Source organism: Thiorhodovibrio litoralis (assembly GCF_033954455.1).
Classification (GTDB): domain Bacteria; phylum Pseudomonadota; class Gammaproteobacteria; order Chromatiales; family Chromatiaceae; genus Thiorhodovibrio; species Thiorhodovibrio litoralis.
Genome location: NZ_CP121473.1, coordinates 2,397,225 through 2,420,836, shown reverse-complemented (window position 1 = coordinate 2,420,836; position 23,612 = coordinate 2,397,225). Strand labels below are relative to the sequence as shown.

17 protein-coding genes are annotated in these 23,612 nt (G+C 63.8%); 3 read left to right on the top strand and 14 right to left on the bottom strand.

Annotated elements, in window-relative coordinates:
- Nucleotides 1-26: 26 nt before the first annotated feature.
- From pglX to pglW, 4 genes are read right to left on the bottom strand one after another with little or no spacing between them, the layout of a single operon-like run.
- Nucleotides 27-3,815 (bottom strand): BREX-2 system adenine-specific DNA-methyltransferase PglX, encoded by a 3,789-nt coding sequence (gene pglX / locus Thiosp_RS10770; RefSeq protein ID WP_201065796.1) that lies wholly within the window; start codon nt 3,813-3,815, stop codon nt 27-29.
- Nucleotides 3,812-4,069, bottom strand: a complete 258-nt coding sequence (locus tag Thiosp_RS10765) for a YgiT-type zinc finger protein (protein ID WP_201065797.1) — start codon at nt 4,067-4,069, stop codon at nt 3,812-3,814. The genes pglX and Thiosp_RS10765 overlap by 4 nt, the downstream gene beginning before the upstream one ends.
- Nucleotides 4,070-4,072: 3 nt before the next feature.
- Nucleotides 4,073-4,381 carry a DUF4258 domain-containing protein gene (locus Thiosp_RS10760; protein WP_201065799.1) on the bottom strand — a complete coding sequence of 103 codons (309 nt, stop codon included), beginning with the start codon at nt 4,379-4,381 and terminating at the stop codon, nt 4,073-4,075.
- Entirely contained in the window at nt 4,378-8,700 is a 4,323-nt protein-coding gene (gene pglW, locus Thiosp_RS10755; RefSeq protein ID WP_201065800.1) for a BREX system serine/threonine kinase PglW, read from the bottom strand. The genes Thiosp_RS10760 and pglW overlap by 4 nt, the downstream gene beginning before the upstream one ends.
- Before the next feature lie 516 nt (nt 8,701-9,216).
- Here pglW and Thiosp_RS10750 point away from each other — a divergent pair.
- Entirely contained in the window at nt 9,217-10,005 is a 789-nt protein-coding gene (locus Thiosp_RS10750; RefSeq protein ID WP_323697047.1) for an ATP-binding domain-containing protein, read from the top strand.
- Nucleotides 10,006-10,113: 108 nt separating this feature from the next.
- Here Thiosp_RS10750 and Thiosp_RS10745 read toward each other — a convergent pair whose 3' ends face one another.
- The 3 genes from Thiosp_RS10745 to Thiosp_RS10735 all read right to left on the bottom strand — a co-directional run bounded on the left by Thiosp_RS10745 (nt 10,114) and on the right by Thiosp_RS10735 (nt 12,250).
- Nucleotides 10,114-10,740 (bottom strand): lytic transglycosylase domain-containing protein, encoded by a 627-nt coding sequence (locus tag Thiosp_RS10745; protein WP_201066945.1) that lies wholly within the window; start codon nt 10,738-10,740, stop codon nt 10,114-10,116.
- A gap of 341 nt (nt 10,741-11,081) precedes the next feature.
- Nucleotides 11,082-11,765, bottom strand: a complete 684-nt coding sequence (locus Thiosp_RS10740) for a Crp/Fnr family transcriptional regulator (RefSeq protein WP_242518590.1) — start codon at nt 11,763-11,765, stop codon at nt 11,082-11,084.
- Complete coding sequence (locus Thiosp_RS10735; protein WP_242518591.1) at nt 11,762-12,250, bottom strand: helix-turn-helix domain-containing protein; 489 nt, start codon at nt 12,248-12,250, stop codon at nt 11,762-11,764. The genes Thiosp_RS10740 and Thiosp_RS10735 overlap by 4 nt, the downstream gene beginning before the upstream one ends.
- A gap of 246 nt (nt 12,251-12,496) precedes the next feature.
- On the opposite strand from Thiosp_RS10735, the gene Thiosp_RS10730 reads away from it, so the two are divergent.
- Entirely contained in the window at nt 12,497-13,225 is a 729-nt protein-coding gene (locus tag Thiosp_RS10730) for a hypothetical protein (protein WP_201066943.1), read from the top strand.
- 120 nt (nt 13,226-13,345) lie between these two features.
- Nucleotides 13,346-14,473, top strand: coding sequence for an IS110 family RNA-guided transposase (locus tag Thiosp_RS10725; protein WP_201068759.1), 1,128 nt, complete (start codon nt 13,346-13,348; stop codon nt 14,471-14,473).
- 581 nt (nt 14,474-15,054) lie between these two features.
- On the opposite strand, the gene traN is transcribed toward Thiosp_RS10725, so the two are convergent.
- From traN to Thiosp_RS10690, 7 genes are read right to left on the bottom strand one after another with little or no spacing between them, the layout of a single operon-like run.
- Nucleotides 15,055-17,811 (bottom strand): conjugal transfer protein TraN, encoded by a 2,757-nt coding sequence (gene traN / locus Thiosp_RS10720; protein ID WP_323697046.1) that lies wholly within the window; start codon nt 17,809-17,811, stop codon nt 15,055-15,057.
- Between the two features lie 10 nt (nt 17,812-17,821).
- Nucleotides 17,822-18,838 carry a TraU family protein gene (locus tag Thiosp_RS10715; protein WP_201067096.1) on the bottom strand — a complete coding sequence of 339 codons (1,017 nt, stop codon included), beginning with the start codon at nt 18,836-18,838 and terminating at the stop codon, nt 17,822-17,824.
- Entirely contained in the window at nt 18,835-20,040 is a 1,206-nt protein-coding gene (locus Thiosp_RS10710; protein ID WP_323697045.1) for a TrbC family F-type conjugative pilus assembly protein, read from the bottom strand. The genes Thiosp_RS10715 and Thiosp_RS10710 overlap by 4 nt, the downstream gene beginning before the upstream one ends.
- A 52-nt stretch (nt 20,041-20,092) precedes the next feature.
- A complete protein-coding gene (locus tag Thiosp_RS10705; protein ID WP_201067098.1) occupies nt 20,093-20,650 on the bottom strand; it encodes a S26 family signal peptidase in 558 nt (185 codons plus the stop codon).
- Entirely contained in the window at nt 20,647-20,955 is a 309-nt protein-coding gene (locus Thiosp_RS10700) for a hypothetical protein (protein ID WP_201067100.1), read from the bottom strand. Before Thiosp_RS10700 ends, Thiosp_RS10705 begins: the two co-directional genes overlap by 4 nt.
- Entirely contained in the window at nt 20,948-23,350 is a 2,403-nt protein-coding gene (traC, locus tag Thiosp_RS10695) for a type IV secretion system protein TraC (RefSeq protein WP_323697044.1), read from the bottom strand. The genes Thiosp_RS10700 and traC overlap by 8 nt, the downstream gene beginning before the upstream one ends.
- Nucleotides 23,347-23,595 (bottom strand): RRXRR domain-containing protein, encoded by a 249-nt coding sequence (locus Thiosp_RS10690; protein ID WP_201066713.1) that lies wholly within the window; start codon nt 23,593-23,595, stop codon nt 23,347-23,349. The genes traC and Thiosp_RS10690 overlap by 4 nt, the downstream gene beginning before the upstream one ends.
- Between the last annotated feature and the right edge of the window lie 17 nt (nt 23,596-23,612).

Sequence of the window (23,612 nt, the reverse complement as noted above, 5' to 3'; positions counted from 1 at the left end):
AAGCAAAGCCTGCCCGTCATCTTGGCTCAAGCCGCCCGCTGCCGCCCGCGCCTGCGCGATGCCGCCGCCGGTTCCCAGGCCAGCAACTCATCGCGCGACACTTCCAACTGGCGCAGCTCTTCGAGCAGAAAACCCTCGTAGTAGTCGCCTAAACGCTCGCCGAACTCGGGGTCGATGGCGTTGTGCCATTGCTTGAGCCAGGGGATCAGCTCATCGAGGGCGACCAGCAGCGGCTTGAGTTGCTCGGCTTGCCAGCCGTCCTGTTCCTTGCGCGCCAAATACCAGGCGGCGATGGCGGAGGCGCGTTGCAGGTGATTCAGCCCTGCCCAGCCGACAACCAGGGTGCTGTCGCCGGGGCGCTCGGCGCCGGGCAGGCTGAAGAAGCGTTCCTTGGCCACGTCGAGCTTGCCGCGCAGGCTCCAGTAGTTCGGCTTGCGGAAGTCGGCCGTTGCGTATTTGGGCGGCAGCGGGATGTCGCCGATCTCGCTGGCCTTGAGCGCCTTGGCCGCGTCCTCGCTCAGATAAGCCGGGTCGGTCGCATCGAGCTGGGTGCGGGCGTCGATGGCGTCCTCGGCGCGCTGTTGGTCCCAGGTTTCCTGCCAGGCGCGGAATTTGGGCATCGCCTTGGGTTTGTAGCGCGCGGCGGCCATCTGCGGCACCTGATCGGCCTCGACCAGCTCAGCGACCAGGGCGCGCGGGTCGAAGGTGTCGCTGCCGGTGTAGAGGCTGGCGACCGACTGGAAGGCGGCATCGTGCCGGGCGCGCTCGGCGAGCTGGGCGACGGTCAGCAGCTCGGGTTCGGGGGTCTGGCAGCGGCTTTCGAGATGGTCGAGCAGCCAGTCGCGCAGCGCCCGCTGCTGACGGCTGTCCCAGGGCTCGCGATTCCAGCGGCGCTTGTACTCGGGCTGCTCGACCAGGCGAATCCAGCGGTTGCCTGCAATCGCTTGCAGCCGGCGCTCGGTCAGGGCGCGGTAGTCGGCCGGCCATTGGGTAGGAATTTCGGTGATCGGGGTGCTCTTGTGGCGCTGAAACCAGGTGGTCTGGGTTTCGCCGGCGGCCAGGCGGCGGGCGAGCAGGATCTCGAACGGGCGCTCGCCGAGGCGGATCTCCGGCGGCGTGGCGGCGTGGCCGAGATCCTCGTCGGTCAGGCCATAGAGCCGGTAGTTGAGCCAGTCGAGTTCTTCTTGCAGAGCAATTATTTGGCGCGCGATGGCGGCGGATTGCGTTTGAGCCTGATCGAGCTTGGCAGGCAGTTCCGCCGGGCTCCAGGGGCTGGCGAGGATATTGGCGGGTTCCAACTCGGCGAGTTGTTGGGCGGATTGGTCGAGGGCTTTGGCGAGGGTGCGGGCTTTGGCGTCGGAGTCGGGGGGGATGGGTAATGCCTTTAGGCCGGTGCCGGTGAACTCGTAGAACTGCTCCCATTCTTCGCTCGCCAGCCCACCACCAATCCCGCCGCCCCCCTTGTTATGGAGCACCTGCTTCATCCAGAAACAGCCGATCGAGCTATTCAGCAGCCCCAGCACCGCCAGATGATCGTCCTCGCTCGTCCCGGCAGGGAGCTTGATGACCGGCGCGGATTGTTTGAAGACCTTGCCGCCTCGGTCGAGGACGAAATGATTGTGGGTGGCGACGAAGGCGAAGGTGATGGAGAGGGGGGTGGCATAGGCCGATCCCGTATGCTGCATGTAGTCGAACCACCTCAATCCAGCATCCGCCATCACTCCCTGAAAGGTGCTGCGGTTTGCGAGAATGGTTCTCCACCTCCAAAGCGTTTCCAGTGCCTTGGATGTGCTCGCCGTTTCCGTGTAGGGATACCAAACCCATGTATCGAGCGCGCTTCCCCAATCCCGAACTTGCTCACCAATCACAAAGCCTCGAAATTCTTCCGACGGAACCGGTGTATTGCGCTTTCGCACCGCTGAGAACATAAAGATGTCCTCCTCGGCAATGCGAACCGCTCGACCGATCGGTGATTCAGCGACCTCGCCTAACGTCCTGTTCGCGCCGCTGGAGCGGCGCTGACTGCATTCCCACGCAGAGCGTGGGAACGAGTCGGAAGCGGACCGTGCGGTTTCGGACCGCCCATTTTCTCGCTGGGCGGCGCGCTCTATCAGTTCCTTTAGCTCAGACGCTCCACCACCCCCAACACTCCAGGGATGCCGCGCATACAATCCCCGTTCCTGATCCACCACACTCACAAAATCGTTCTCAGTCCCCGGCCGCTCCAGCAAGTCCACAATCGAGCGCCACACCAACCCCCGCGCTGCATCCTCCGGCGTGCTCGGCTCGCCACGAATCCCCAGCACCGCGCGCAGCCGATCACCCTCGGGCCGGCGATTGCGCCCGAACAGAATCACCGTCGGCGTGCCATGCCCCGGAATATAAGCGCCGGAGGTGTCGATCACATGGGTCAGCTCCTTGCGCGGCAGATAGTCCTCGATCAGCTTCTTGCCGAACTCGCGCTTCATAAAGCTGTTGGCCGTGATCAGGCCGACGAATCCGGCCGGACGGTTGGCCGCATTCCCCTCGGGCACCGCCAGCGTCAGGTCGAAAAACCGCTCGGTGAAGGGCACGCCCAGCGAATACTGGCGATGACAGCTCGGGTACTTGTCCCGATAGGCTTGATTGAGCGCCTTGTCCTTCACCGTGATATAGGGCGGATTGCCGACCACCACCGCATAGCGCTGCCCAAGAATCCGTGCGAGCTTGGCCTTGTCCTCGACCTCGAACACATGCGCGAGCGGGTCTTCGATCAGATCGGACTGAATGCCGCGCCCGGTCCATTCGTGCCGCGCGCCGTGCAGCAGCGAATCCCCCACCGCGAGATGGAACTGAAAATCCGGCGCGTCCTTGAGCTTGCGGCTGCCGGCCGCGCGCATGGCCGCGATCAGCAGCCGAAAGCGGGCGATGGCGACCGCATAGGGATTGATATCGACGCCATGAATGGCATCCAGCGCCCGCTGCGCCAGGGCGCGCGCATTGGTGGCCGGCTCGCGCTGCTGCCAGTCGGCGAACAGCCGGTCAAAGGCGCCGAGCAGAAAATGCCCCGAGCCACAGGTCGGGTCGATGAGCTTGAGCCCCGGCAGCCCGAAGGCAGCCTTGGCCGGCTCCAGGGTGTAATCGAGAATGAAGGACTCGACGAATTCCGGTGTCTGCAAGAGCGCATAGCGCTTGCGCACGCTCGCGGACAGATCCTGATACAGATCGCCGAGAAAGCGGGTGTCCCAGCCGCCTGCGGCGCGGGCATCGGTGAAGTCGTGCACAATAGCGCCGGTTGCGGGATCAATGCGCTGAAAAAAATCGATCAGCGCCTTGGCGCCGTCGGCGGACAGCGGCAATTGCCACAGGGGATTGTGGGCGCGGTCAAGCAGCTCGCCGAGCGCCGGCAGACTGGCCAGCTCGGTGAAGACCGCCAGCAGATAGTCGCGCTCGGCATGGGTCGGGTGCTCAGTGAAATAGACGGTCATCCGCGCCTTGGCCGCTGGCAGCCCGGACTGGCCAGTCTGGTCGCCGCCCTGATCACCGTCAGCCGCCGGCGTCGGCCCCGAGAGCAGCGGCATGTCGAGCAGGCTGTTGTCTTCGAGAAAGCGCACGAAGACACAGGTCAGCACCCAGGCGGCGGCGGCCTGGGTGATCTGGGCCTCGCGCCAAGCGACGAAGTGCTCGGCGGTGCGCTTGGCCTCTTGCGCCTTGGCGTGCTCGGCCTTGAGATGCGCCTCCAGCTCCGGGCGGGTCTGGGTGTAGGCCAGGATGTCCTGCTCCAGCTTGGGCAGCAGGGCTTGGAGGTCGGCAAGGAGGTGTTGGGGGTGGATCATTGGGCCTGCGCCTGGAACTCCTGAACGGGAACCTGGACGATACGCGTCGGCTGTTTACGATGCTCGGCAATGTCTCGGTGATCAGCCTCGATCTGCTTCAAGACGCCGATGTCAAAATACTGCTCCCCGCAGTAGTCACATTCGAGACAAGGCACCTGCTCGACAAACAACACCTCGCCATCGTGCTGATGGAGATACCTGGTGGTTTTGGGCGTTAAATTGTGGTTGCCGCAGAAGCTGCACTGCTCGGTCATGGCTCAGATGCCTCGCTGATAGGGAGTTTTGAATTTTGGCGGCGTGGGAACATAGACAGTGACAACCACCAAGGCTGCGCCCATCCTTCCACAAACAACATGGATCGGCTTGCCCGCGTCAGTGAAGCCAACCAACAAGCCGCTTTCACCGCGCCCGGTGTCTGCATACTGCTCAATGATGCGCCCATTGAGCAGTGCTTGCTCGACCTCATCCAGGCTGAGCCCATCATTCTGACGCTCGCGGTCACCATGGCGCGAGTAGCGATAATTCTGTGCCGTCACACAGGCGTTGATCCAGTGCTGCTCGATCATGCCTCCACCGCCATCGACTGAAGCCAGGCGCTGGGAAGACGCGCGAACTCGCGACTACCAGCGCCGCTGGGGATGCTGACGCCCTCAAGGATGGCGCCCGGGGTGGCGGTGTCGTTGGCGATGAGCAACAGCAGGGCTTGAGTGTGCGGATCATCGTGCAGGTGACGGCGCAGGTCGGCGAGCCAGGTGTCGATCAGGCCGTAGCGGGCGATTAGGCCGGTGTCGGTGAGCAAGACCGGCCGCGCGGTGGTTTTGAGCTCATCGGCCATGGCGGGCAGGACGCGCCGCACCAGGCTCTGCAAGCGCGACCAGTCGATGCTGCCCGAGTCGGCGGCATCGGCCTTGAGCACCACCTGCCAGTTGGGCGGATTTGCCATGCCGTCGCACAGGATGCGCAGATGGCGCAGCAACAGGGCGTCGAAGCTCAGAATCTCCAGCCCGAAGGTCTTGGCCAGCTGCCTTTGCGCGCGCAGCCACAGCCGAGGGCGCACGGACAGGGCCAGGAATCGGGCGGACTCCAGCGCGTTGCGCACACTGTGCTCGAACTGCTTGAGCTCGCGATCGGCGGCGGATTCATCGCCTTCGTGCTGGGTGTAATGGATGCTGCTGCGGGTGGTGGCGAAGGTGCTGCCGCCGATTCCCAAGGTGCCGACTTGGGGCAGACAATAGCAGCCGCGCTGGCCGGCGTGCTCGGCCTGCGGGTGCCACACCAGGCCAAGGTCGAGCCCTTGCAGCAGGCTGTCGAGCTGGGGGCGACCCGGCAAGGGTTGCGCCTGCGGATAGCGACCCTGGATGCGGTCCTGAACATCGGCCACCGAGAGCCGGGGCGAGCCCAACAGCGCGCCCTTAGCCAGCTCCAGACTGCGCTCGGCTGGCATGCCCTTGGGATAAAACTCGGCGCGACTGGAGAGCGCGGCGTCCTGGGAGGCGGCGACGGCCAGGCGCAGCAAGCGATGGTTGCTGAGCGCGGCGACGGACTCGGGCGCCGGGAGTGAGCGGATGCGCTCAAGTGCGCGCGCCGGGGAGAGCAACGGCCGCTGCTCGGCGCATTCGTCCGCGAGCTGACCCAACGCCTCGGCATAATCGGCGAGCGCCTCGCCCTGCCCTTGAGTGTCTTCGGCAATCAGCACGCGCTTGCCGCAGCGACGCAGCACCCAGCGCGGCGCCTGTTGTCGCGTTGAGCGCGCAAGTTCGGTTTCGACCGCGGCGCGCACCACAGCGCGCGCCCAGCGCTCGCGCGTCGGCGAGGGCTGCACCGAGCCGCGCCGCAACAGCACGGCCTCCGCCAGCTCAACAGCGGTCATGACGCCGCCTTGATCGACGAGCAGTTGGGCGATGTCATGGCGCAGCTGGGTGATGAACTTGTTCTTGCCCCATTGGGTCAGGAGGCGGGCTTGCAGCTCCCGCGCGGCATCAGACGCCATGCCGAGGGTGGCGGCAACCATCAGCGACGTTGGCCAATGGAGGTTGTCCGTTTGAACCCTGTCCGCCGGAATCTGATCCGCGGGTCCGGCGCTGTCACCATCGAGCCGACCGAGGTATTCGGCGAGAAAGCGCTGGCGATCCGGGTCGCTTGCCTTGGTGGGCGCTGGCCGCAACGCGCGCATGAGCTGGTCGACACTGATGGCGAGCCCGGCGGCTCCCAGCGCCGCTGGCCCTGCCGGCCCCGCCGCCGGCGTCGACACGGTTGTGATGCCAGGACTGTCCGGCCGGCCGGACTGGGTTGGAGCCCCGACCGACGCGAGCCGTGCCTGGAGACTGGCGATGAGCTCCGAGAGCTCGCGTCGGGTCTTGGTACCGACCCCGGTCATGCGCACCAACTCATTGCGCGGCAGCCGGATCAGCTCGGCGACCCTGTTGATGTTGAGCCGGCTGAGGGTGTCCAGGGCCTGGGCCGAAAGCGGCAGCAGGCCGATCTGGGTGTCGAGCTGAGCCTCACTGATGGGGCAACGCGGGCTGGGCTGCTCGCCCGCAGGCTGCCTGGTGCCGGCGCGCGCGGCCTGGTGGAAGAGTTGCAGCCAGGCGCGACGCATGTCCTCGGCGTTGCCGAAGCGCCTCTTCACATCGCGGGCCAGCGCGGTGCGGAAGAAATCGGCCAGTCCGTCACGCACGCTGGGGTCGAACACGGCGGGATCGATCTCGAGCGCGCCTTCGATCAGCGGCGGTAAGCCGTCGGTTTCGGCCCAGTTGGGCAGGCGACCGGTGGCCATCTCGTAGAGGGTCAGGGCGGCGGCGAAGCGTTCGGCGTAGTCGTCCCAGCGCCGGCGACCGGGATCGCGCAGGAAGGGGTCCATGTAGGCCAGGGTGCCGGCAGTGAAGTTCTCCGGGCTGATGCCGGCGAGCGAGAAGTCGAACAGCACCAGATGCAGCTGGCGGCCCTGCTTCGTCAGGCCGATGTTGGCCGGTTTGATGTCACGATGGGACAGGCCCTTCTCTTCCAGGTGGCCAAGCGCGCTGAGCAGGTCCTCGCCGAAGCGCTCGAGCAGTTCAAGCTGGATGGGACCGAGCGCGCGCAAACGCTCAGCCAGGGTGCCCTCGGCGGCCTGGTCGAGCAGCAGTCCGGTGTGACCGAGGAAGTCTTGGGTGGCATGGCAGGCGATGATGGCCTGATGCCGCAGCTTGCCCAGGATCTCGCCTTCCTGGCGCAGACGCGCATTGTGCTCAGGCGTCGCGGCGAGCTTGAGCACCCGCTGCTGTCCCTGGTGATCGACGACGAAGGCCACCGAGCTGGCCCCGCGTCCAAGGCGCTTGAGCACGCGGATGCCGCCCTCGAAGGTATCGCCCGGGCGCGCGGCGGCGGGGTCGCTGCGACGCTCGCTGTCCGGGCGGGTCAGTTCGTCCTCGACGGCGGTCAGGTTGTCGAGAAACTCGTCAACCGAGCCCGAACGACTGCTGGTGTCCGGGTGGGTGGCGTACTGGATGAGATATTGCAGCTCAGTGCAGGCGCCGTTGAGCGCGTCAGTCACCTGCAGGCCAGTGCCGCTGCTGAGCTTGTCCTGCAATTCGAGATCATTCGCCGCGGGCGGCTGCCCGGTGAACAGCAGATAGGCGATGGCGCCGAGGGAAAAGACATCGAGATAGACGCTGTCGCTGGCCGCGCCGCCGAGGGCCTCGGCATGCGCTTCAAGCGCGAGATAGGGGCCGGCCTCCTCTTGCACGAGCCCGCTCAGATGGCTCAGCGCCAATCGAGTCTGGGGTCGGGTCTGGGCGCGGGTTTGCGTCTCGCTTGACAGCGCGCGCCGGGCGGTGGCCCAGTTGGCAATCCGGGCACTGAGTGTTCCGGCGTCCTCGTGTCGCACGAAAATGCTCTGCGGGCTGAGCGCCCGGTGGTAAAGCCGCTTGCCGTGCGCGAAGCGCACCGCTTCAGCGATCTGGCGCAGCAGGGCCAGGGCGTCCTGAGTGTCGAGCGGCTGCCCGGCGCCGCGCTCGGTGAGGAAATGGTCCAGACGCAGCGCTGCCGGGTCATACTCGTAGAGCAGGGCTGGGCCTTGGTCGTGTTGCTGATACTCACGCGCCTGAAGAATGCCCGGGTGCTCGATCCCTTCAAGCAGGCGGTGTTCGAGCTTTGCCGCCTGGCGCAGGGTCGCGGCCTCGGGCTCAGGACGGCCCAGGGTGAGGTAAATGCGAATGCGCCGCTGCACACCTGTCTCGGCGTGAGTCGCCAGCCAGTCCTGGAAATGGTCGGCCTCATCGAGCAGCGCGCCGAGTTCATAGAGCCCGACCCGTCGCGCCCGCATGGACTCCTTGATCCCGGCTTCTTCCAGCGCCCGCGCAACGCTCTTGGAACTGGGCCGGTCGAGCTTGCGGTGCTTCCAGTCATGGTCCATCCGGCAGAGGGCATCCATGACGGTCTTGCGGGTGTGAACATTCAGCCGCGCGGGACCTTGAAGCTTGTTGACGACGCTCTCGGCCGAGAGGAAGACCAGGGTGTCGACGAAGGGCAAGCGCGCCTTGCCCTGCTTGCTACCGACCAGCGTCGAGCGCTGGCACTCGAGCAGGGACTTCAGCTTCTTCGCCTTGCGATCCGCCAGCAGGCGCGGATTGTCAAACACCCGGCGGCGCCCGGCGTGGTGCCACACCCAGGTGCCGGCATCGCCGAGAATCTCGCCAGGATGCGACTTGATTTCGACCAGAAACAGACCCTTAGGGGTCAGAATCAGGACATCCACCTCATTGATGGAGCCGTCCTGAGCGATAAACTCGAAGTTGGCCCATGCGCGGTAAGGCTCGTGATCGGGCAGCCGCCTTTTCAGCCAGTCAAGCGCCTCACGTTCCCAGGCAAAATCCGACGGGGTAATCTGTTTCCAGAGCTTGTTCATGAGGCCGGATTGGGTTGGACCCGATTGGAGGAGCGCATGAGTGGTGTCGCACGACCCTGAAGAGCTTGGATTCTTTCCCCGGAGTGGCCAGGAACATGAGGCTTAGGTTGATCGCTTGGCGCGTCGCCAAGAGACAGCCAAAACAAAGCACGCGGTCGGACTCCTCACGCCCGACCAAATCAGCCCGAAACAGATAGAGACTGACCACCCCGAACACAATCATAATCATAAGGCGTCACAAGGGAAAGCGCCGAACCGCGATCTAGCATGCTTTCCGGCAAATGATACCAAGTGGGCAGCACAAACACTGCGCACAGATACCAACAGTCAACAAGGTAGCGCCAAGAACACGTCATCTCGGATCAACCAGCCAGCACCGGTAGTCCGCCGAATCTTCAGCGCTAGCCGCTTAAGCGCAGCTAGATCTTCTTAGTTCGCCTAGGACTCGGCCGCTTATCGCGCATCACTTCTGCGATCAGTTTCTGCGCGCGCGGTGCACCGCTCAATTTCGATGACATGCGCACTGATCCGGCCTTCTGGACAGCGGCGGCCAAGCAGGTGGAGGAACAGGCGCTGACGCAGGAGCCGGCAGATGACTGGCGCTTCGATACGCTGATTGTCGATGAAGCGCAGGATTTCGAGGGCGAATGGTTCGAGGCGGTGCGGCTGTTTCTGCGCGAGGAGGCGGCCATGCTGTGGCTGGAGGACCCGAATCAGAATGTCCGTTCGACCACGCCCATGGCGTTGCAGGAGCAGGACTTTGTCGGTTACCAGTCGCTGCTGAATTACCGTTCGCCAGAGAGCATCGCGCGCTTTATCCGCGAGGCGCTGCCGGAGTTTGCATTCACCGGCGCGAACGATCTGCCGGGGCTGGGGGTGCAGGTGACGCCCTATCAGGAGTCAAGTGAGCAGCCGAAGCTGGTCGGCCGCCTGGTCGGGCAGCGGCTAAAGCAGCGTTTTCAGCCGCAGGATATTGCGATTCTCTCCTGCCGGGGTGTCGGCAGCACGGCGTTGAAGGACTGCGCGCGGGTCGGGAATCACACACTCAGGCGCTTTACCAATACCTACGATCTACTCGGCAATCAGATCTACTCTGACGGGCAGATTTTGTTCGATACCGTGCGGCGGTTCAAAGGCCAGCAGGCGGCGGCGGTGATTCTGGTCGATGTCGACCCGCGCGATAGCGATCTCCAGCGCGAGCTGCAGGTGCTGTTCTGCGGGCTGACACGCGCGACTGTGCATCTGGATGTCGTCTGCGCGGAGAGCAATCCGGTGGTGCAGGAGCGGATTCTGCCGCTGGCTTGACCGTGCATCGACAACATCCAGCCGGAGCTTTGGTCTGAGGACGGCACCAGCTTGGTGGATGATGGAGCGAATGATCCGGTGGCAATGCCTATTCTGGTTCGTCACCTCTCAACCGAAATACCCCATCACCTTTCTGACATACTCCCGCGTCTCCCGATACGGCGGAATCTTGTTGCCGTGTTTCGCCACCGCGCCCTCCCCTGCGTTATAGGCCGCCAGCACCAGCGGGATTGCTCCGGAGAAACGGTCAAGCAGGAACCGCAGATACGCCACGCCACCGCCGATGTTCTGCTCCGGGTCCCAGATGTCCCGCACACCGAAGCGCCGGGCCGTGGCTGGCATCAGCTGCATTAAGCCGCAGGCACCGGCCGGAGACTTGGCGTTTGGCCGATAGGCGGACTCGGCTTGGATGACAGCATGGACCAGGTTGGGGTCGACCCTGTGCCGTTTGGCCTCGGAGAGAATGATCGCAACATAGCGATCCCGGCGGATCTTAATCGACCCTGAGATCGGTTTCAGCAAAGCGACGGCGCTGATCCGACGAATCTGCGGAACTGGACGTTTGGCGGTTTCTTGCGGATTGCCCGGTGAAGGCTTGGCCACCTTGGTTTGTTGCTGCCAGGTCCGACGCAGCTCCCATTGGTTGAGCGAGCGCTCGAATCCCAGCTCTTGCAGCGGGTGTTCCATCCCGGAAACGGGACTGATCAACAACACGGCCAGGGAAACAGCCGCCATGGCTTGGCGACCGAGAGGTGCCCTACTCCCGGACAATGGCGCTGGTATTCGCCAGTTCTCCGGTTGGGATTGCGGCTCAAATACTGGGTTCACGGCTGATGTCTGCTCGCAGTTTTGACAAGGCCCCGACCCTACCAGGGCCTTGCCAAGCAAGCAGCCGGCAATGACGCGCATTTTGAGCATCTTTCCCGACGGGTAAGGTGCGTCGATGACCGAGCAGAACTGATGGACACGCCGCTCAGCGACCAACCGGACATCCGGCCCATGGATGCCGAGACAAGTTGGCCGGCCGCCGACCCGGTTCTCATTGAACCAGACCGGCAGCGCAGCCAGCCGATGCGTCAAGCCGCCTCCCCGCGTCCTTGATGCCCGAGTAGCAGGATTCTGCGGCCTTCGAGACGCACCCGACCATCGGCAACTAACCGCGACAACGCCCGGCTGACCGTCACGCGCGTGCAGCCGATGCGCTTGGCCAAGTCATCCCGACCCACCTTGACGAGGGTTCCCTCCGGATGGGACATGGCCGACGACCACGAAGCGGCTTCGTCGAGTGCATCCAGCACCAGGGTGTCGGTCGGATTGAACAGCGAGCGGTGATAGCGTGCCGCAAGCTCCGACCAGCGCTCGGCATAGAACCGCATCACCTCTCGGTGCAGGGGGCCATCCAGATCGGCCAGCTCACCCAGCAGCAAAGCATTCAGCCGTTCGACCTCGATCGCCAGCACCCGAGTGAAACAGGTCGCCCGGAACCACACCAACCTTGGCGGCTGCGGCAGGGACAGGTTGTTCACGCTGAACCAGTCGCCCGTCTCGATTGGATAGAAGGCTTTCTCGTTGTTGCCATCGCGCCAGCTCAGCTCAAGCCGTCCGGTCAGAATGAAGCCGACGCAGAAATGGACGATCGTTGGGTCCAACATTTCCCCGGCGATCAGCTCGACCACCTCGCCATAGGCTTCCAAGCGCCGCTGCACCGCCGTGAGACGCGCGGGCCGCGGCTGCAACCGTGTCACCGTCGCCTGGCTCATGGGGTGCACCTACCCGGCGACGGGCCAGCGATGATGATCGGCTCGCCTTGCTTCAACCGATCCCGGGCCTCATGCAACAAACCGACGCGCGCCAGCTCCTCGACCGCCGCGCGTAGGGTGCCGGTGTTCAGGCCGGTCAACGCCTCCAACTGAGCTAAGTTGGCCTGCCCGTCGGCCCCATCGGTCAACGCCAGCAAGACCAGTTTCTGATTCGGCGGCCGGTTTGACGCCCACACCCACGCGCGCCAGCGCAGGCCATCGCTGGCCTCGAGCAGCCGATGCAATGCCTGGCCGCCAATGTCCAAGACAGCCGCGATCCGTGGCAACAAAGTCAAATCCACCAAAATGTCTCCGGTCTCTATCTGCGAGATCGTCGACTGTGGCAACCCCACCTGTTCGCCGAGTTCGCGCTGCGTCAGCCCCTTGGCCCGACGGGCGCGCCGGATCAGTTCCGACCGGGCCTTTCCGGTCATTGGCAAGATCATGTCGTTCACGAGCGTTCCCTCCATATCAGGTTATAAAACCCAAGTAATATAGTGGGAAATAGAGGGATCGACCGTGACAGTTTGGTCATGTTTTTGTCATCTCCTCCGGGGAACTTTTGCGCATGATTGGGGTGTCTCCGCCGGACAGTGGCGCGAAAGAGGCACGGATTCTGTCTCTTTCCTGGCTGCGAGCGCCGCTTGATCCTCCTACTCTGGGCTTTTGGCATCCACCCCGGAGGTTATCCGATGGCCCAGGTCTCACAGACGAACAAGCACGCCTTCTCCAAACCGGTTCTCGATCAAACCGTCACCATTCACAGTCAGAATGCCCAGTATGTCTTGCAGCGCGGACGCTCTTTCGTCCTGGTGGTGCGAGCGCTCTATGGCATCTCGGTGGTGCTGCGCATCATCGGCGACGATGACGACATGGACCAGATCGAGGCCCTGGTCTCCGAGCGCATCGGGGCGGTCGCGCAGCGACTGACCAACGAGCAGGCGCGGCTGAAGCAGCTTGCCGATGGCGAAGGCGGCGTGCCTGTCCCCCGCTACACCAACCCGCGCGAAGTGACCCTGCAGCTGTCCTCCCCGGCGCTGGCGCAATATCTGCGGTTGATTGTGCGTCTGGATCAGACGCTCATGCTGCTCGATGGGCTGTGGTTCGCGGGGCTGATCTCGAACAAGCAGCGCAAGGATTTGACCCATGACTTGCGCCGGCTGGTCTATGGACTCGGGCGCGAGCTGATCGATCTGGAACGCAGGGCGCGGGACTCGGCGGTGCGGCGCGGACAGGCGGATGCGCTTGAAGAAGCCGATGGCGACGCGAACGGCGCGAATTTGGTCTCCGGGTCTTTGGTGGATGTCGACGACGATTCCAAGGGAGCGGCTGCCAGTGAAGGCGATGCCGACAGCGCCCGTTCTGACGCTGCATTGGCGTCCGCCGGCGACGACGCCACGGACATCACCAGCGACGACTGACCTCCGAACCTTTCCCGCGAACCTCAGGGCAGATCCGCCTGGATCTGCTCGCGCAAGAAACTATGTAGGCCATCCAAGTCTAAGCCTCGACATTAACCCCGAGCCACGAGGAGACCGAACATGACCACTGCCGCTGTCCAAACGCCGAAGACCACCCTCTATCTGGCCCTTGAGCTGAGCAACAAAACCTGGAAGCTGGGCTTCAGCAACGGCGAGAAGATCCGCATCAAGACCATCGAAGCGCGCGATCTTCCCGCCTTGCACGAGCAGATCGAGATCGCCAAGGGGAAGCTTGGACTCAGCGCGGATTGTGTCATTGAAAGCGTTTACGAAGCCGGCCGGGATGGATTCTGGATTCATCGTACATTGGAATCCTGGGGGATTCACAGCCGCGTGGTCGACTCGGCCAGCATTCAGGTCAACCGCAAGAAGCGGCGCGTGAAGACCGACCGGGTCGACGTCGAAGCGCTGCTGGTGCAGCTCATGCGGTATCTTGGCGGAGAGAAAAAAGCCCTCGCGGTGGTGAACGTCCCCAGTGCCGGGGCCGAGGATCGGATGCGGCTGAACCGCGAGCGCGAGCGACTGATCCGCGAACGTGGCGCCCACAGCTCCCGAATCAAATCGCTCTTCATCGCCCAGGGTCTCGTCATCGAGCGTCTCAACGACACCGTCATCGATACTCTCGATCACTTGTGCACCGCCACCGGCGAGCCCCTTGGCGCCGACCTCAAAGAAGAGATCCGCCGCGAATACCAGCGCTATTGCTTGGCTGATGAGCAAATCCGCGCCATCGAGCAAGAACAAAAGCGCCGCGTCGAGCAAGCCACCGACGTCTCCCACCAGCAAGTCGCACGCATGCTCGAGCTCAAAGGCATCGGCTGGGTTTCGAGCTGGATCTTGGTCATGGAATTCTTCAGCTGGCGCGGCTTTCGCAATCGCCAGCAGCTGGCCGCCTGTGCCGGGCTCACCCCCACGCCCTATGCGAGCGGTGATGATCAGCGCGACCAAGGCATCAGCAAGGCCGGCAACCGGCGCATCCGCGCGCTCATGGTTGAACTGTCCTGGCTGTGGTTGCGCTATCAGCCTGACAGCGCCCTGAGCCGCTGGTACCGCGAGCGCTTTGCCACCGGCGGCAAACGCATGCGTCGCATCGGCATCGTCGCCCTGGCGCGCAAGCTGCTCATCGCCTTGTGGCGCTATCTCGAACAGGGCGAGATCCCAGACGGCGCGGTGCTCAAAGCCGGCTAAGGCCCGCCGCCCGCGGAAGACATCCAGTTACCCCCAACGGCCAAGCACAGCGCCAACGCCCGAGGAGAGAGCAACGCGACGGATCACGGTCAAGGTTGTCGAAAGCGCCCGACTGGAACCTGGGCTGACCCCTGGTCATGCCGTTTTAAAAGAAGGGGCGCTTTCCTTTTTAATCGGTTTCAGCGGCGAACATCGCATGCAATTTCAGGTGACCGGGCTTCCCGGCACGGATAGAAGGTGGAGCGGATTCGCACAGAATCCGTCGGCTTTCAAACCGAGACAACCCATGGCTGTCACAACGCTCGCCATGCCCATGACACCGAGCAAAACGCGCTGACTAAACGGCCGCCATCGCCAAGGAGATCCAATGCATCTGTGACGATTCAAGGTGAGTGATCACGCGATTTGCAAGCCTCTGAACAGCGCCCGACGGCCTTGCCATGCGCGAGCGTTTCGATGAACCACGCCCGCCCCTTCGGGGAGAGAGAAGCGCGGCGGATCGGCCGATTTGCGCGCTCATGCAATGCGGGAACGACTGTAACGTTCTGATTTGCTAGACGGTACTGAATCGGACAAGGCTTTCAAAAGGGCTTGACAGAGCACGCCTCATAGAAGGTTCCGGCGGCATCATGGACGATGTCACCGCCCTCGAGCCCGTCGGAGCGCAGCACACTGCGCTCGGCCGCATCGGCCCGCGCGCCGGTGCTTAGCTCCGAGCCGGTGCCGGTCAGGGTCTCGATGTCCAGATTTGCCGCCGTTGGGTATTGGCCGGATTCAGCTAGGATCGCCAGCCACTCGGACAGATCGATCCGTTCCCAGTCGAGGCTTTCCAGCTCTTGCAGGCTGAGCCCCGAGCAATCCGGGCTTTTGGCGCTACCCCAGCCATGGCCGGTCTGCGCCCGTGCTTGCTGGTTGATGATGCGCGCCAGCGGGCTGTTGAAGCAGCAGTAGCTCTTGCGCTTCTCGATGCACAGGCCCAGAAAATCCGTTTTGCAGTAACTGCCGACATAGTGGCAGGAACGCAGTTCGCGCTTGGCGCCCAGTTCGAACTCATCCTGCTCGCATTTCCAGATTATCCGGATCAGGATCATGACAACCGTATAGATCATGTAGGCGGTCATGATCCAGCTGAGGGTGGTACCGAGCAGTCCACCAAGCTGGAGTTGTCCCGCCTGCACGGTGCCGCCGACAACCGCCGGCCCTCCGCTGCTGGTGACGAATAGCGCATTGGCGGCGGCATCGCCAAAGATGTTCGCCACCCACTGCACGGTCTGGCGCATCACGGCTTGCTTGGCGGCATCCAGGGACAAGCGCGCCGCGCCCTCGCTGGCCGAGGCGGCGGTGTTGCCCATCAGGTTGTTGGCCGCGGAGGTGAAGGCATCGGTGACCGCATCCCAGCTATCCACCAATGGATCGCGCAAGACTTCCCAACTGCCGCGCAGGGCCGTGCCGGATTCGGAGGCCATGATGGCGGCATCGACCTTGGTGACCATGAACATCAGTTGGATGTAATCCACCAGGGAAATGCCCTGGGGCGTCTCGCAGCAATCCACCACCCCGCCGACGGCCTGCTTGCACTGCGCCGCCTCGCCGGCGAAGACCTCGCACTGCCCTGGCGCGGTGCAGTTGGAATCGAGCAGCACAAACTCCGCAGCCTGCAGCGCGGCGGCGGCTTCGGCGAAGTCGTCGGACTGCTCATAGGTCAAATCCAGGCAATCATCGCCGAGACAGCGCACCGGGCCGGCGCAGGCCATCTCGGTCTGGCGGGCGATGGCCGGAATCTCGGTGTCGGTGCCGCAGTCGTAGCGCGACTCGTTGACATAGCACAGGCCATGGGGATCGCGGGCGCCTTCGACGCAGACGGAATCCTGGAACTGACAACGGGGATCACCGGCCAGCATGGCGCAGTCATCGGCGATGTCGCCGGGGTTATAGGGACAGTGGGTCTCGCCCTGGGGATCGGTCCAGCAGGACATGGGGCCGCTGTTAAACCCGGCGCACTCGGCCTCAATGGCGATCTCGCGGCAGAAGGGGTTGAGCCAGTGGACCGGATTGGAACCAAAGTCGGAAGAACACAGGCGCACGCCCATGGCGTTGTAACAGCCATTGGCATCCAGCGCCGGCGCGCCTGAGCAGGCGGCGGTGCCGGTGCAGAATCCATCCGGGCGGATGGTTTCGGCCAGGTGAATACAGGACGGCGTGGCATCCCAGCCCTGGTCGGTCAGCGGCCGGGGTGTCAGCTCGATACGCACGCGGATCTGGACCGGGCCTGCGGCGACGAACCACTGACCAGCGTCGGTCTGGACGCGCGCGGCGTTGGTGACCTGGAACTGACCACCGTTGCGCAAGCCAGAGGTCAGGTTTCGATCCGACAGGGGGTCTCGGGTAATGCCGTCGCCGAGAGTCTGGCTGCTGTCGGCGTCGTGATAGCCGGGGAAAGTGACGCCCCAGGACTGCTCCATCGCGATGAGGGTGCAATCCGTGCCGCAGACTGATTCAAAATCGGCATCCTGCGCGCTGACCGACACGCCAATCCGCTCGACGCGCTCGGGCTCCGTGATGGCGAAGCCGAAGGTTCGTGGCGGTGGGAAACCGCAGGTCGGGCAGGACGGCTCAGGATCGGAGCCCTGAAACGCGAAGACCACTTCCAGACAGCCATTCCCACAGGAGGTCAGCTCGGCGTCGCCAGAAACGGAGACGCTGGTTTCCGCCGGCGGTAATCTATAGGCATGCCGGATCAGGCAGGAACCACCCTGCTGCACCTGCTGACAGGTTTCAATCTCCGGCAGATGGGCCTTGCGGCTGCCGCTGGCAAACTGGGATTCCACCGAGCAATCGCTGAAGGTCTCCGTCATGCCAGCCATGTCGGACAGCAGCGGGTCGGACTGCGACCACAGGGGATCAGCGCGCAGGTCCATGTCCGACACACCGAAGCTGCCGTGCAAGCTCTCGAAAGCCGCGCCATGGGCGGAATCGGTCTGGAGCAGATCGGCCTGCACCGCCTGACCCTGAGCACCCAGACCGGCCGCGTTGTCATAAAAGGCACTGAAATCCTCAGCTGAGACTGCGGAGGCACCCGGAAACAGCCCTTCGATGGTGACTGAGTCGTTCCCACCATTGCCCGGAAACGTCAGGGTGCCGCCATTGATCTGCGGAACGACAAAGGCAGCGCTTTGCGAGGCGCCGAACGCCTGCCCTTCCCGCCCGAGGTCCGCGAGTTCATCCCCCCAGATCAGCGCCCAGGGTGTCCAGGCCACGGCCAGGCTGACTACCGAGGCCAACAGGCGAAAAGCCGGCGAGCGCGAACGTGCCTGCACCAAAGATGTATCGGACAGCACGGGATCAGACTCAGAGGGTCGCACAGCAGTCCTGCCATCGCCAAAGGATGTAGAGATGATCCTCACCCGGACCGGGATAAGTGCGATGGATGCCCCAGCGGAACGGACTCTCGCCAATCACATGACTGCTGTTGGCTTCCGGCAGCGGGTAGAACATGGAGAACTTGTATTGGCTCTTGGGCAGGAAGGGTGCGATGGGGGCCTTGCACAGGGCGTCATCGCCCATGGTGCGCCGGGCAAATCCCCGGCGATGCAGCGCGGCCATGGTGCGGGTGGCCGACAGCGAGGTGGCGCGCGGACGTGAGCCCAGCGTCGGTTGCGCCCCCGCGAAGGGATAAAGCAAGCCCCAGGTGCCGGCGCACCAGAAGAGTTCATCCAATGGCGTGCCGGCCGTGGCGGAGACGCCATCGGCCAGGCAGGCAGCCAGCGCCGGCGGGGAGGTCAGCCAGGCCGCTTCGGGATGGGTGAAGAACGCCAGTTCGGAGTTGTTCCAGGTCGGGTCGAGCTCAGAGAAATGCAGGATATCCAGCTCGCTAAAGCCATCCGGGTTGCAGCGGTCGTCGTAGAGCAGATCGAGCATCACCAGCAACGGGAAGGCATAGACATGGACGCTGTAGAAAGCCGTGTCGCTGCTGTCCTCCTCGCTGTTTCCGCCGCTGCCGAGCAGGCGCACATCGCCGAATGGCAAGCGGATGCCGCCCAGGGAGGGAGCGCAAGTGGGATTGCGCACCATTTCGATGATGCGCGCCGGTTCCCACATCCCGATGGTGAACCCCGGTTTGGGGATGCCGAGCGGATCGGGACAGACGCAGACCACTTGATCGGTCACGCCAGCGGGAATGTGGCCCCCGCCAATGGGCACTCCGGCGATACGCACCGGGAACAGACAGGACCAGCAGACATCGGTGATGAGCTTTTCGCTCAGCAACTCGGCATCCGGGCAGGTGGCGTCCTCGGCTTGGGTTGGAGCGGTGACGCTGATTGGCAGCGCAAGGCCAGCGAGAAGATACTGGGAGGAGCGATTCATTCCATCTCGCTCCTGGCGATATCCGGTTCGACCTGCCCAACCATCGCCACTTCCCGCACCCGGAACTGCCGTCCCACTGCCTCGATGATGGCGGGAACCCTGTCCAGGGCGAAGCGTTCTCGCATCTCCGGGGTGAGCAGAAAGACCCGGCGATCGAGCAACTCCATCACCCGGGTCAGCGCGTTCCAGCCGCCTTTGCGGTGGGCTCCGGTCAGCAGGAATGTTGTGGGTTTGTCCGAGGCTTCGCTGGCCAGGGAGTGCGCGAAGGCGACTTGGCGGCTATCGGATGCATCGAAGATGACCAGGCGCTGGGTAAAGGGAAGCTTGTCCAGCGGATTGACCGAATCCCCCGCTCGGACCAGCAGCGTGCCATCGGGTAGATGCACATCCGCCCCCGCCGTGATGGTTGGATCGATCCAGCGTTCCCTGTCTTCGCCGGCGGCGGGCAAGGGCTCGAACGGCAGACGATCGAACGCCCTCGCCACCGCCCGTTCGCCCAGGGTTTCGAAGTCCAGGCGCGCCAGGCGTTGGTGGATCAGCTCGAGGATGTCCTGCTCGGCGATCTCCCGGATCGGACCGCGCACGCCCAGATCGCCGGTTTTGCCCTCGTCCAGGGCGGAACGCAGCCAATGAATACTGGCCAGGCCGGAGACGCGCGCCACTTCCTGGCCGTCAGGTCCGGTCGCGACCAGGGTCGGGACGGATTCGATGCCATGCGCCCGAAAGGGCGTCGGATCGAGCAGCACCGTCGGCGGCTGGTCGATGTCCTGCAACAGCGGCTTCAGGCTCGCCATGAAATCCAGCAGCGACTCGTCCTCGCCGATGCCGCGAAACAGGATTTGCGTCTCCGGTTGACCTGAGGCGAACAGGAACAGGTCTCGCAGTTGCGCATCGCCGAGGGAGCGGGAGGCGAACAGGGTGAAGGTGAGTGTTCCGGTGATGCTGCCGGGCATCTCCGGCAGGCTGCCACAACTCCCCTCCCCCACCAACTGACCAGCGCCTTTGGCAATCGCTTCCGCTTCGATGGCATAGGCGGCAGACTGCTCATTGGCATCCTGCAGCCATGCTGGCAGTCGCTTGCCATCGACTTGTGACAAAATCTCGGAGGCCCGCGAATGGATGGCTTGCAGTTCCGCGTCGATTCCCGGCGAGGCCGCCTGCTGGTTTGATGCCTGCCCGATGCTGGCGGCCAGCACTGTCACAACGAGGATGCTGACCCGTCCCAGCTGTCTATTTTTTGCCAGCCGCGTCATCTCAGAACAGCGCATACGCCCTCCCGATGACCTGGTTCTCCGGCAGCAAGCGCCAGTAGCGCGAGTCGAAGCTGTCGCGCGTGGCGCCCATGACCCAGAGAAAACCCTCTGGGATCGCCAGTTGATCAATCAGAAAATCCGCAACGGACAATCCCAGCGCTTTAGCCAAAGCCGGATCGCTCTGCGGCTGCATGACGCCGTTGATGGACGTTCCCTCTGCCGTGACCGATAACTGGTCACCCGGAATCCCGGCAACCCGCTTGATGATCGTCTGCTCGCGACGGAAATACGGCGCCATCACCTCGGTCGCCGCGAAGGCGATGAGCTGATCGCGCTTGATGGACTGCCGGTCAAAGGTGTCGATCAAATACCAACGATACGGTGGCAGACATTGACTGACCTGATCGTCGATGCCGATGCGATAGCGCGCGCAGCCATAGCCAATGAGAATCAGCATGGCGGTCAGCACCAGCAGGGCTTTCATGGCAAAGCGGTCCCAGGGTTCGTGGCTGGGCTTGGGCTTGGGATGGGACTTGGATTCGAGCACCGACCCAATCATGGCTGCCCCTCCGTCGGCTGGAGGTAAAGCTCTTCTGGCGCGGCCAGAACCGCCTGATCGTCCAACACCAGAAAGCCATGCTCTGCTAGCCGTTCGGCCAGCGTCCGAATCGCCTCACCGTCCTGTCCGCCGCGCAGCCAGTCGGCGACGGACAGCACGACAACAAGGTTCGCTTGGTTGTCCGGCTCGGCCGCGATCCGATCCGCAACCAAGGCGCCAACCAGTCCGCCCAACGCGCCGACCAGCACCGGAATGGCCATGCTGGCACCCGATAAGCTTGTTCGTTTCGCTCCAATCTCACCCATGCCCACGCTCCCAAAGCAGCCGGCGGATGGCTCCGACCACATCCAGCCCTTGCTGTCTCAAGCTTTCCAAGGCCGCCACATCCTGCGGCGCGGTGCTGTAGAGCAAGCGTCTGAACGGATCGACCACCAGTCGGCCAATGCCGCCGCCCATGGTGGTCAGGCAGAAGATTTCCGAGTAGGCGCCGGGGACCGTATGGACGGTCTTGAGCAACTCGGCGGCTTGGATAGGAATCGGCAGGCGTTTTTCCTGGGCCAGCTGGTCAATGCTCTGGGACGGCTGCGCCAGCAAGAAGGTATTGGCACTGTTCTCGGCAATGGCCCGTCCGACCGGGTTGGCATAGAGGTCCGCCAGTGACTGGGTGACAGTGACCGCCGCGCCGCCGTATTTCCGGAATCGCCGATAGCCGGATTCGATGAAGCGCCCGACATCACCCTGGTTGAGCAAGTCCCAGGCCTCGTCGATCACCACCAACTTCTGCTGGCCGCGCTCGCCGAGGTACATGGCCTGCTGGATCTGGTAGATCAGCTGGAGCAGGACCACCTGTTGCAGATGTCTCCGGCTTTTCAGCTCCTCCAGTTCCAGCACCACCAGCGGCGCGGTGAAGCGGATGCTGTTCGTGCCATTGAAGAAGCGTCCATACTCGCCCTGGCTGGTGAAGGCATAGAGCTGGCGGCCAATATCCTGCACCCGGGGATCGTCTTCCTGGAGCAAGGCATCGGCGATCGCATCCACCGTCATCTTCGGACCCAGGGCATCCCAGACCTGCTTGAGCACCCGTTTCAGCCCGGCGGTGCGATAGTCCCCCAGCAGCTCGGTCGGGGCGGCCATGGCGGTGATGATCGCCAGCACCACATCGGCTTCTTCCTCCCAGCGCTGCACTAGCTCGAAGGGATTGATGCAGATGTCTGATGCGGCATTGAAGGCGATGAACTGTCCGCCCAGCGCCTCGCAGAGTTTCTGATAACTGCGCCCGACATCGACAATCCAGCAGCGCGCCCCGGCGCTGAGGGAAGAGGCAATCAGCTCATTGGTGAAAAAGCTCTTCCCTGCTCCGGAACTGGCCGCCACCACCGCGTTGTAGTTGCTGGTGGAATCAAACAGCGACAGCCCCATCAGCTGTCCGCTGCGCGAGAGCAGATTGACGACGGGAGTTGGCGTGCCTTTCCAGTCACCAAAGACCGGCAACAGAGTCACCGCATGGCGTGCCGCCAGGGTGCGGTAGCGCATCATGTCGCGGATCGCCCGGCGGTCCATGCCAAAGGGCAAGGCCTGCAGGAATAAGGGCAGCACGAAGTAGCGATCGCGCATCAGCTGAAAGCCAAGCTCGCGCCAGTAGGTGATGGCATTGGAAGCGACCGCCGCCGCCTCGGCCGGAGAGGAAAACAGCACCAGGCTCAGATAACACTGCACCGGGCGGTCGCCCTGATCCAAGGCAGCGAACAAGGCATCGAACCCCTGCTTGCGCGAGACCAGTTCCGGCATAAACTTGGCCAGCGGGCCATAGGCGGTATTGGTCGCCCACTGGCGCTGGCCTTTCATGCGGCTGCGCAGGCGTTCCTGGTCGGGGAAATACAGATTCAGCGTGACCAAGGCGTTGTGGCGAATGCCCCGGGTGCCGGACAGGGGATCGCCCAGATAGCGCGCTGCCAGGCCGAAGTGGACCTGATCCGGGTAGCGCTTGCAGGAGAGCACCTGCACGCGGGTCTCCCCAAGGGTCAGCCCATCGGCATCGACCTCCAAGGCATGGTCGTAATCGAGCAATTGCTCGCGCAGGATGCGAGTCGGGTCGCACTCCGGGGCGATGCGATGGCGCCAGGAGGCTTCCTCGCCCCAGTTGAGCAGGGTACCCAGCAGGCGGACATAGTGCTCAGCGGTGAGTGGTTGCGGACGCAGCCCGGCAGTGCTGAGCATCTGCTCGGTCTCGGCGCGATGCTCGTTGGTATGGGCGATCTCGGCCGCGTTGGGCAGCATGGCGGCGATGGGCACTTTCACCCCGACGAAGACCCGCAGATCACGCACCCGCGCGTCGGTGCCGGGGATGATGGGCTCGCTCACGCCGGTGCGCAGAAACTGGGCGCGCTCCTGGGTGGCTTCGCGCAGAACGCCCTCGTCCAGATCCAGACGCAGTCCGAGCATGACGGCCAGGGCTTGGTCGATGTCCGGGGTGGACCAGAGGGCCACCTGCATCTGGGTGCCGGCGGGCCAGTCCTGGTTGAGCAGGACCGAGAGACGCTCGGCACAGGATGAATCAGCTCCGGCCAGGGGGGTACAGAGAAAGCCATACCCCAGGGTCTGGTCGTCGTGGTGGAACAGAAAACAATCGGGGGCGAAGGCGAGCGGGCTGAACAGGTTCGCTGCGCGCTCGCCCTGAAACTGACGGGCGGGATGGGTCATGGCTGGTCGGGGGTCTCTTGCTGGGGCTGATCGGTCAATTGAATCCGCGGCGGCTCCGCGCTCAGCAGCCAGGCGCGACCGCGGGTGATCAGTTGACGCGCACGGGCCGGTTTGCAGGGGGCGAGAAAGCGGCCTTGGTCATCCAGCACCGCCACGGCGGATGGCCGGCGTCTGGGTCCTCGTTGGTGTCGCATGGTGGGAGTGGCCTCGCTGAATTCTTGAATTGGAACGGGTTGTGAATTCATGGGAGGCGGTTTCCCGC

Coding starts and splice junctions, on each gene's coding strand:
- pglX (WP_201065796.1), bottom strand. CDS start 3,815: ATGATCCACCCCCAACACCTCCTTGCCGACCTCCAAGCCCTGCTGCCC.
- Thiosp_RS10765 (WP_201065797.1), bottom strand. CDS start 4,069: ATGACCGAGCAGTGCAGCTTCTGCGGCAACCACAATTTAACGCCCAAA.
- Thiosp_RS10760 (WP_201065799.1), bottom strand. CDS start 4,381: ATGATCGAGCAGCACTGGATCAACGCCTGTGTGACGGCACAGAATTAT.
- pglW (WP_201065800.1), bottom strand. CDS start 8,700: ATGAACAAGCTCTGGAAACAGATTACCCCGTCGGATTTTGCCTGGGAA.
- Thiosp_RS10750 (WP_323697047.1), top strand. CDS start 9,217: ATGCGCACTGATCCGGCCTTCTGGACAGCGGCGGCCAAGCAGGTGGAG.
- Thiosp_RS10745 (WP_201066945.1), bottom strand. CDS start 10,740: ATGGCGGCTGTTTCCCTGGCCGTGTTGTTGATCAGTCCCGTTTCCGGG.
- Thiosp_RS10740 (WP_242518590.1), bottom strand. CDS start 11,765: ATGAGCCAGGCGACGGTGACACGGTTGCAGCCGCGGCCCGCGCGTCTC.
- Thiosp_RS10735 (WP_242518591.1), bottom strand. CDS start 12,250: ATGATCTTGCCAATGACCGGAAAGGCCCGGTCGGAACTGATCCGGCGC.
- Thiosp_RS10730 (WP_201066943.1), top strand. CDS start 12,497: ATGGCCCAGGTCTCACAGACGAACAAGCACGCCTTCTCCAAACCGGTT.
- Thiosp_RS10725 (WP_201068759.1), top strand. CDS start 13,346: ATGACCACTGCCGCTGTCCAAACGCCGAAGACCACCCTCTATCTGGCC.
- Thiosp_RS10715 (WP_201067096.1), bottom strand. CDS start 18,838: ATGAATCGCTCCTCCCAGTATCTTCTCGCTGGCCTTGCGCTGCCAATC.
- Thiosp_RS10705 (WP_201067098.1), bottom strand. CDS start 20,650: ATGATTGGGTCGGTGCTCGAATCCAAGTCCCATCCCAAGCCCAAGCCC.
- Thiosp_RS10700 (WP_201067100.1), bottom strand. CDS start 20,955: ATGGGTGAGATTGGAGCGAAACGAACAAGCTTATCGGGTGCCAGCATG.
- traC (WP_323697044.1), bottom strand. CDS start 23,350: ATGACCCATCCCGCCCGTCAGTTTCAGGGCGAGCGCGCAGCGAACCTG.
- Thiosp_RS10690 (WP_201066713.1), bottom strand. CDS start 23,595: ATGAATTCACAACCCGTTCCAATTCAAGAATTCAGCGAGGCCACTCCC.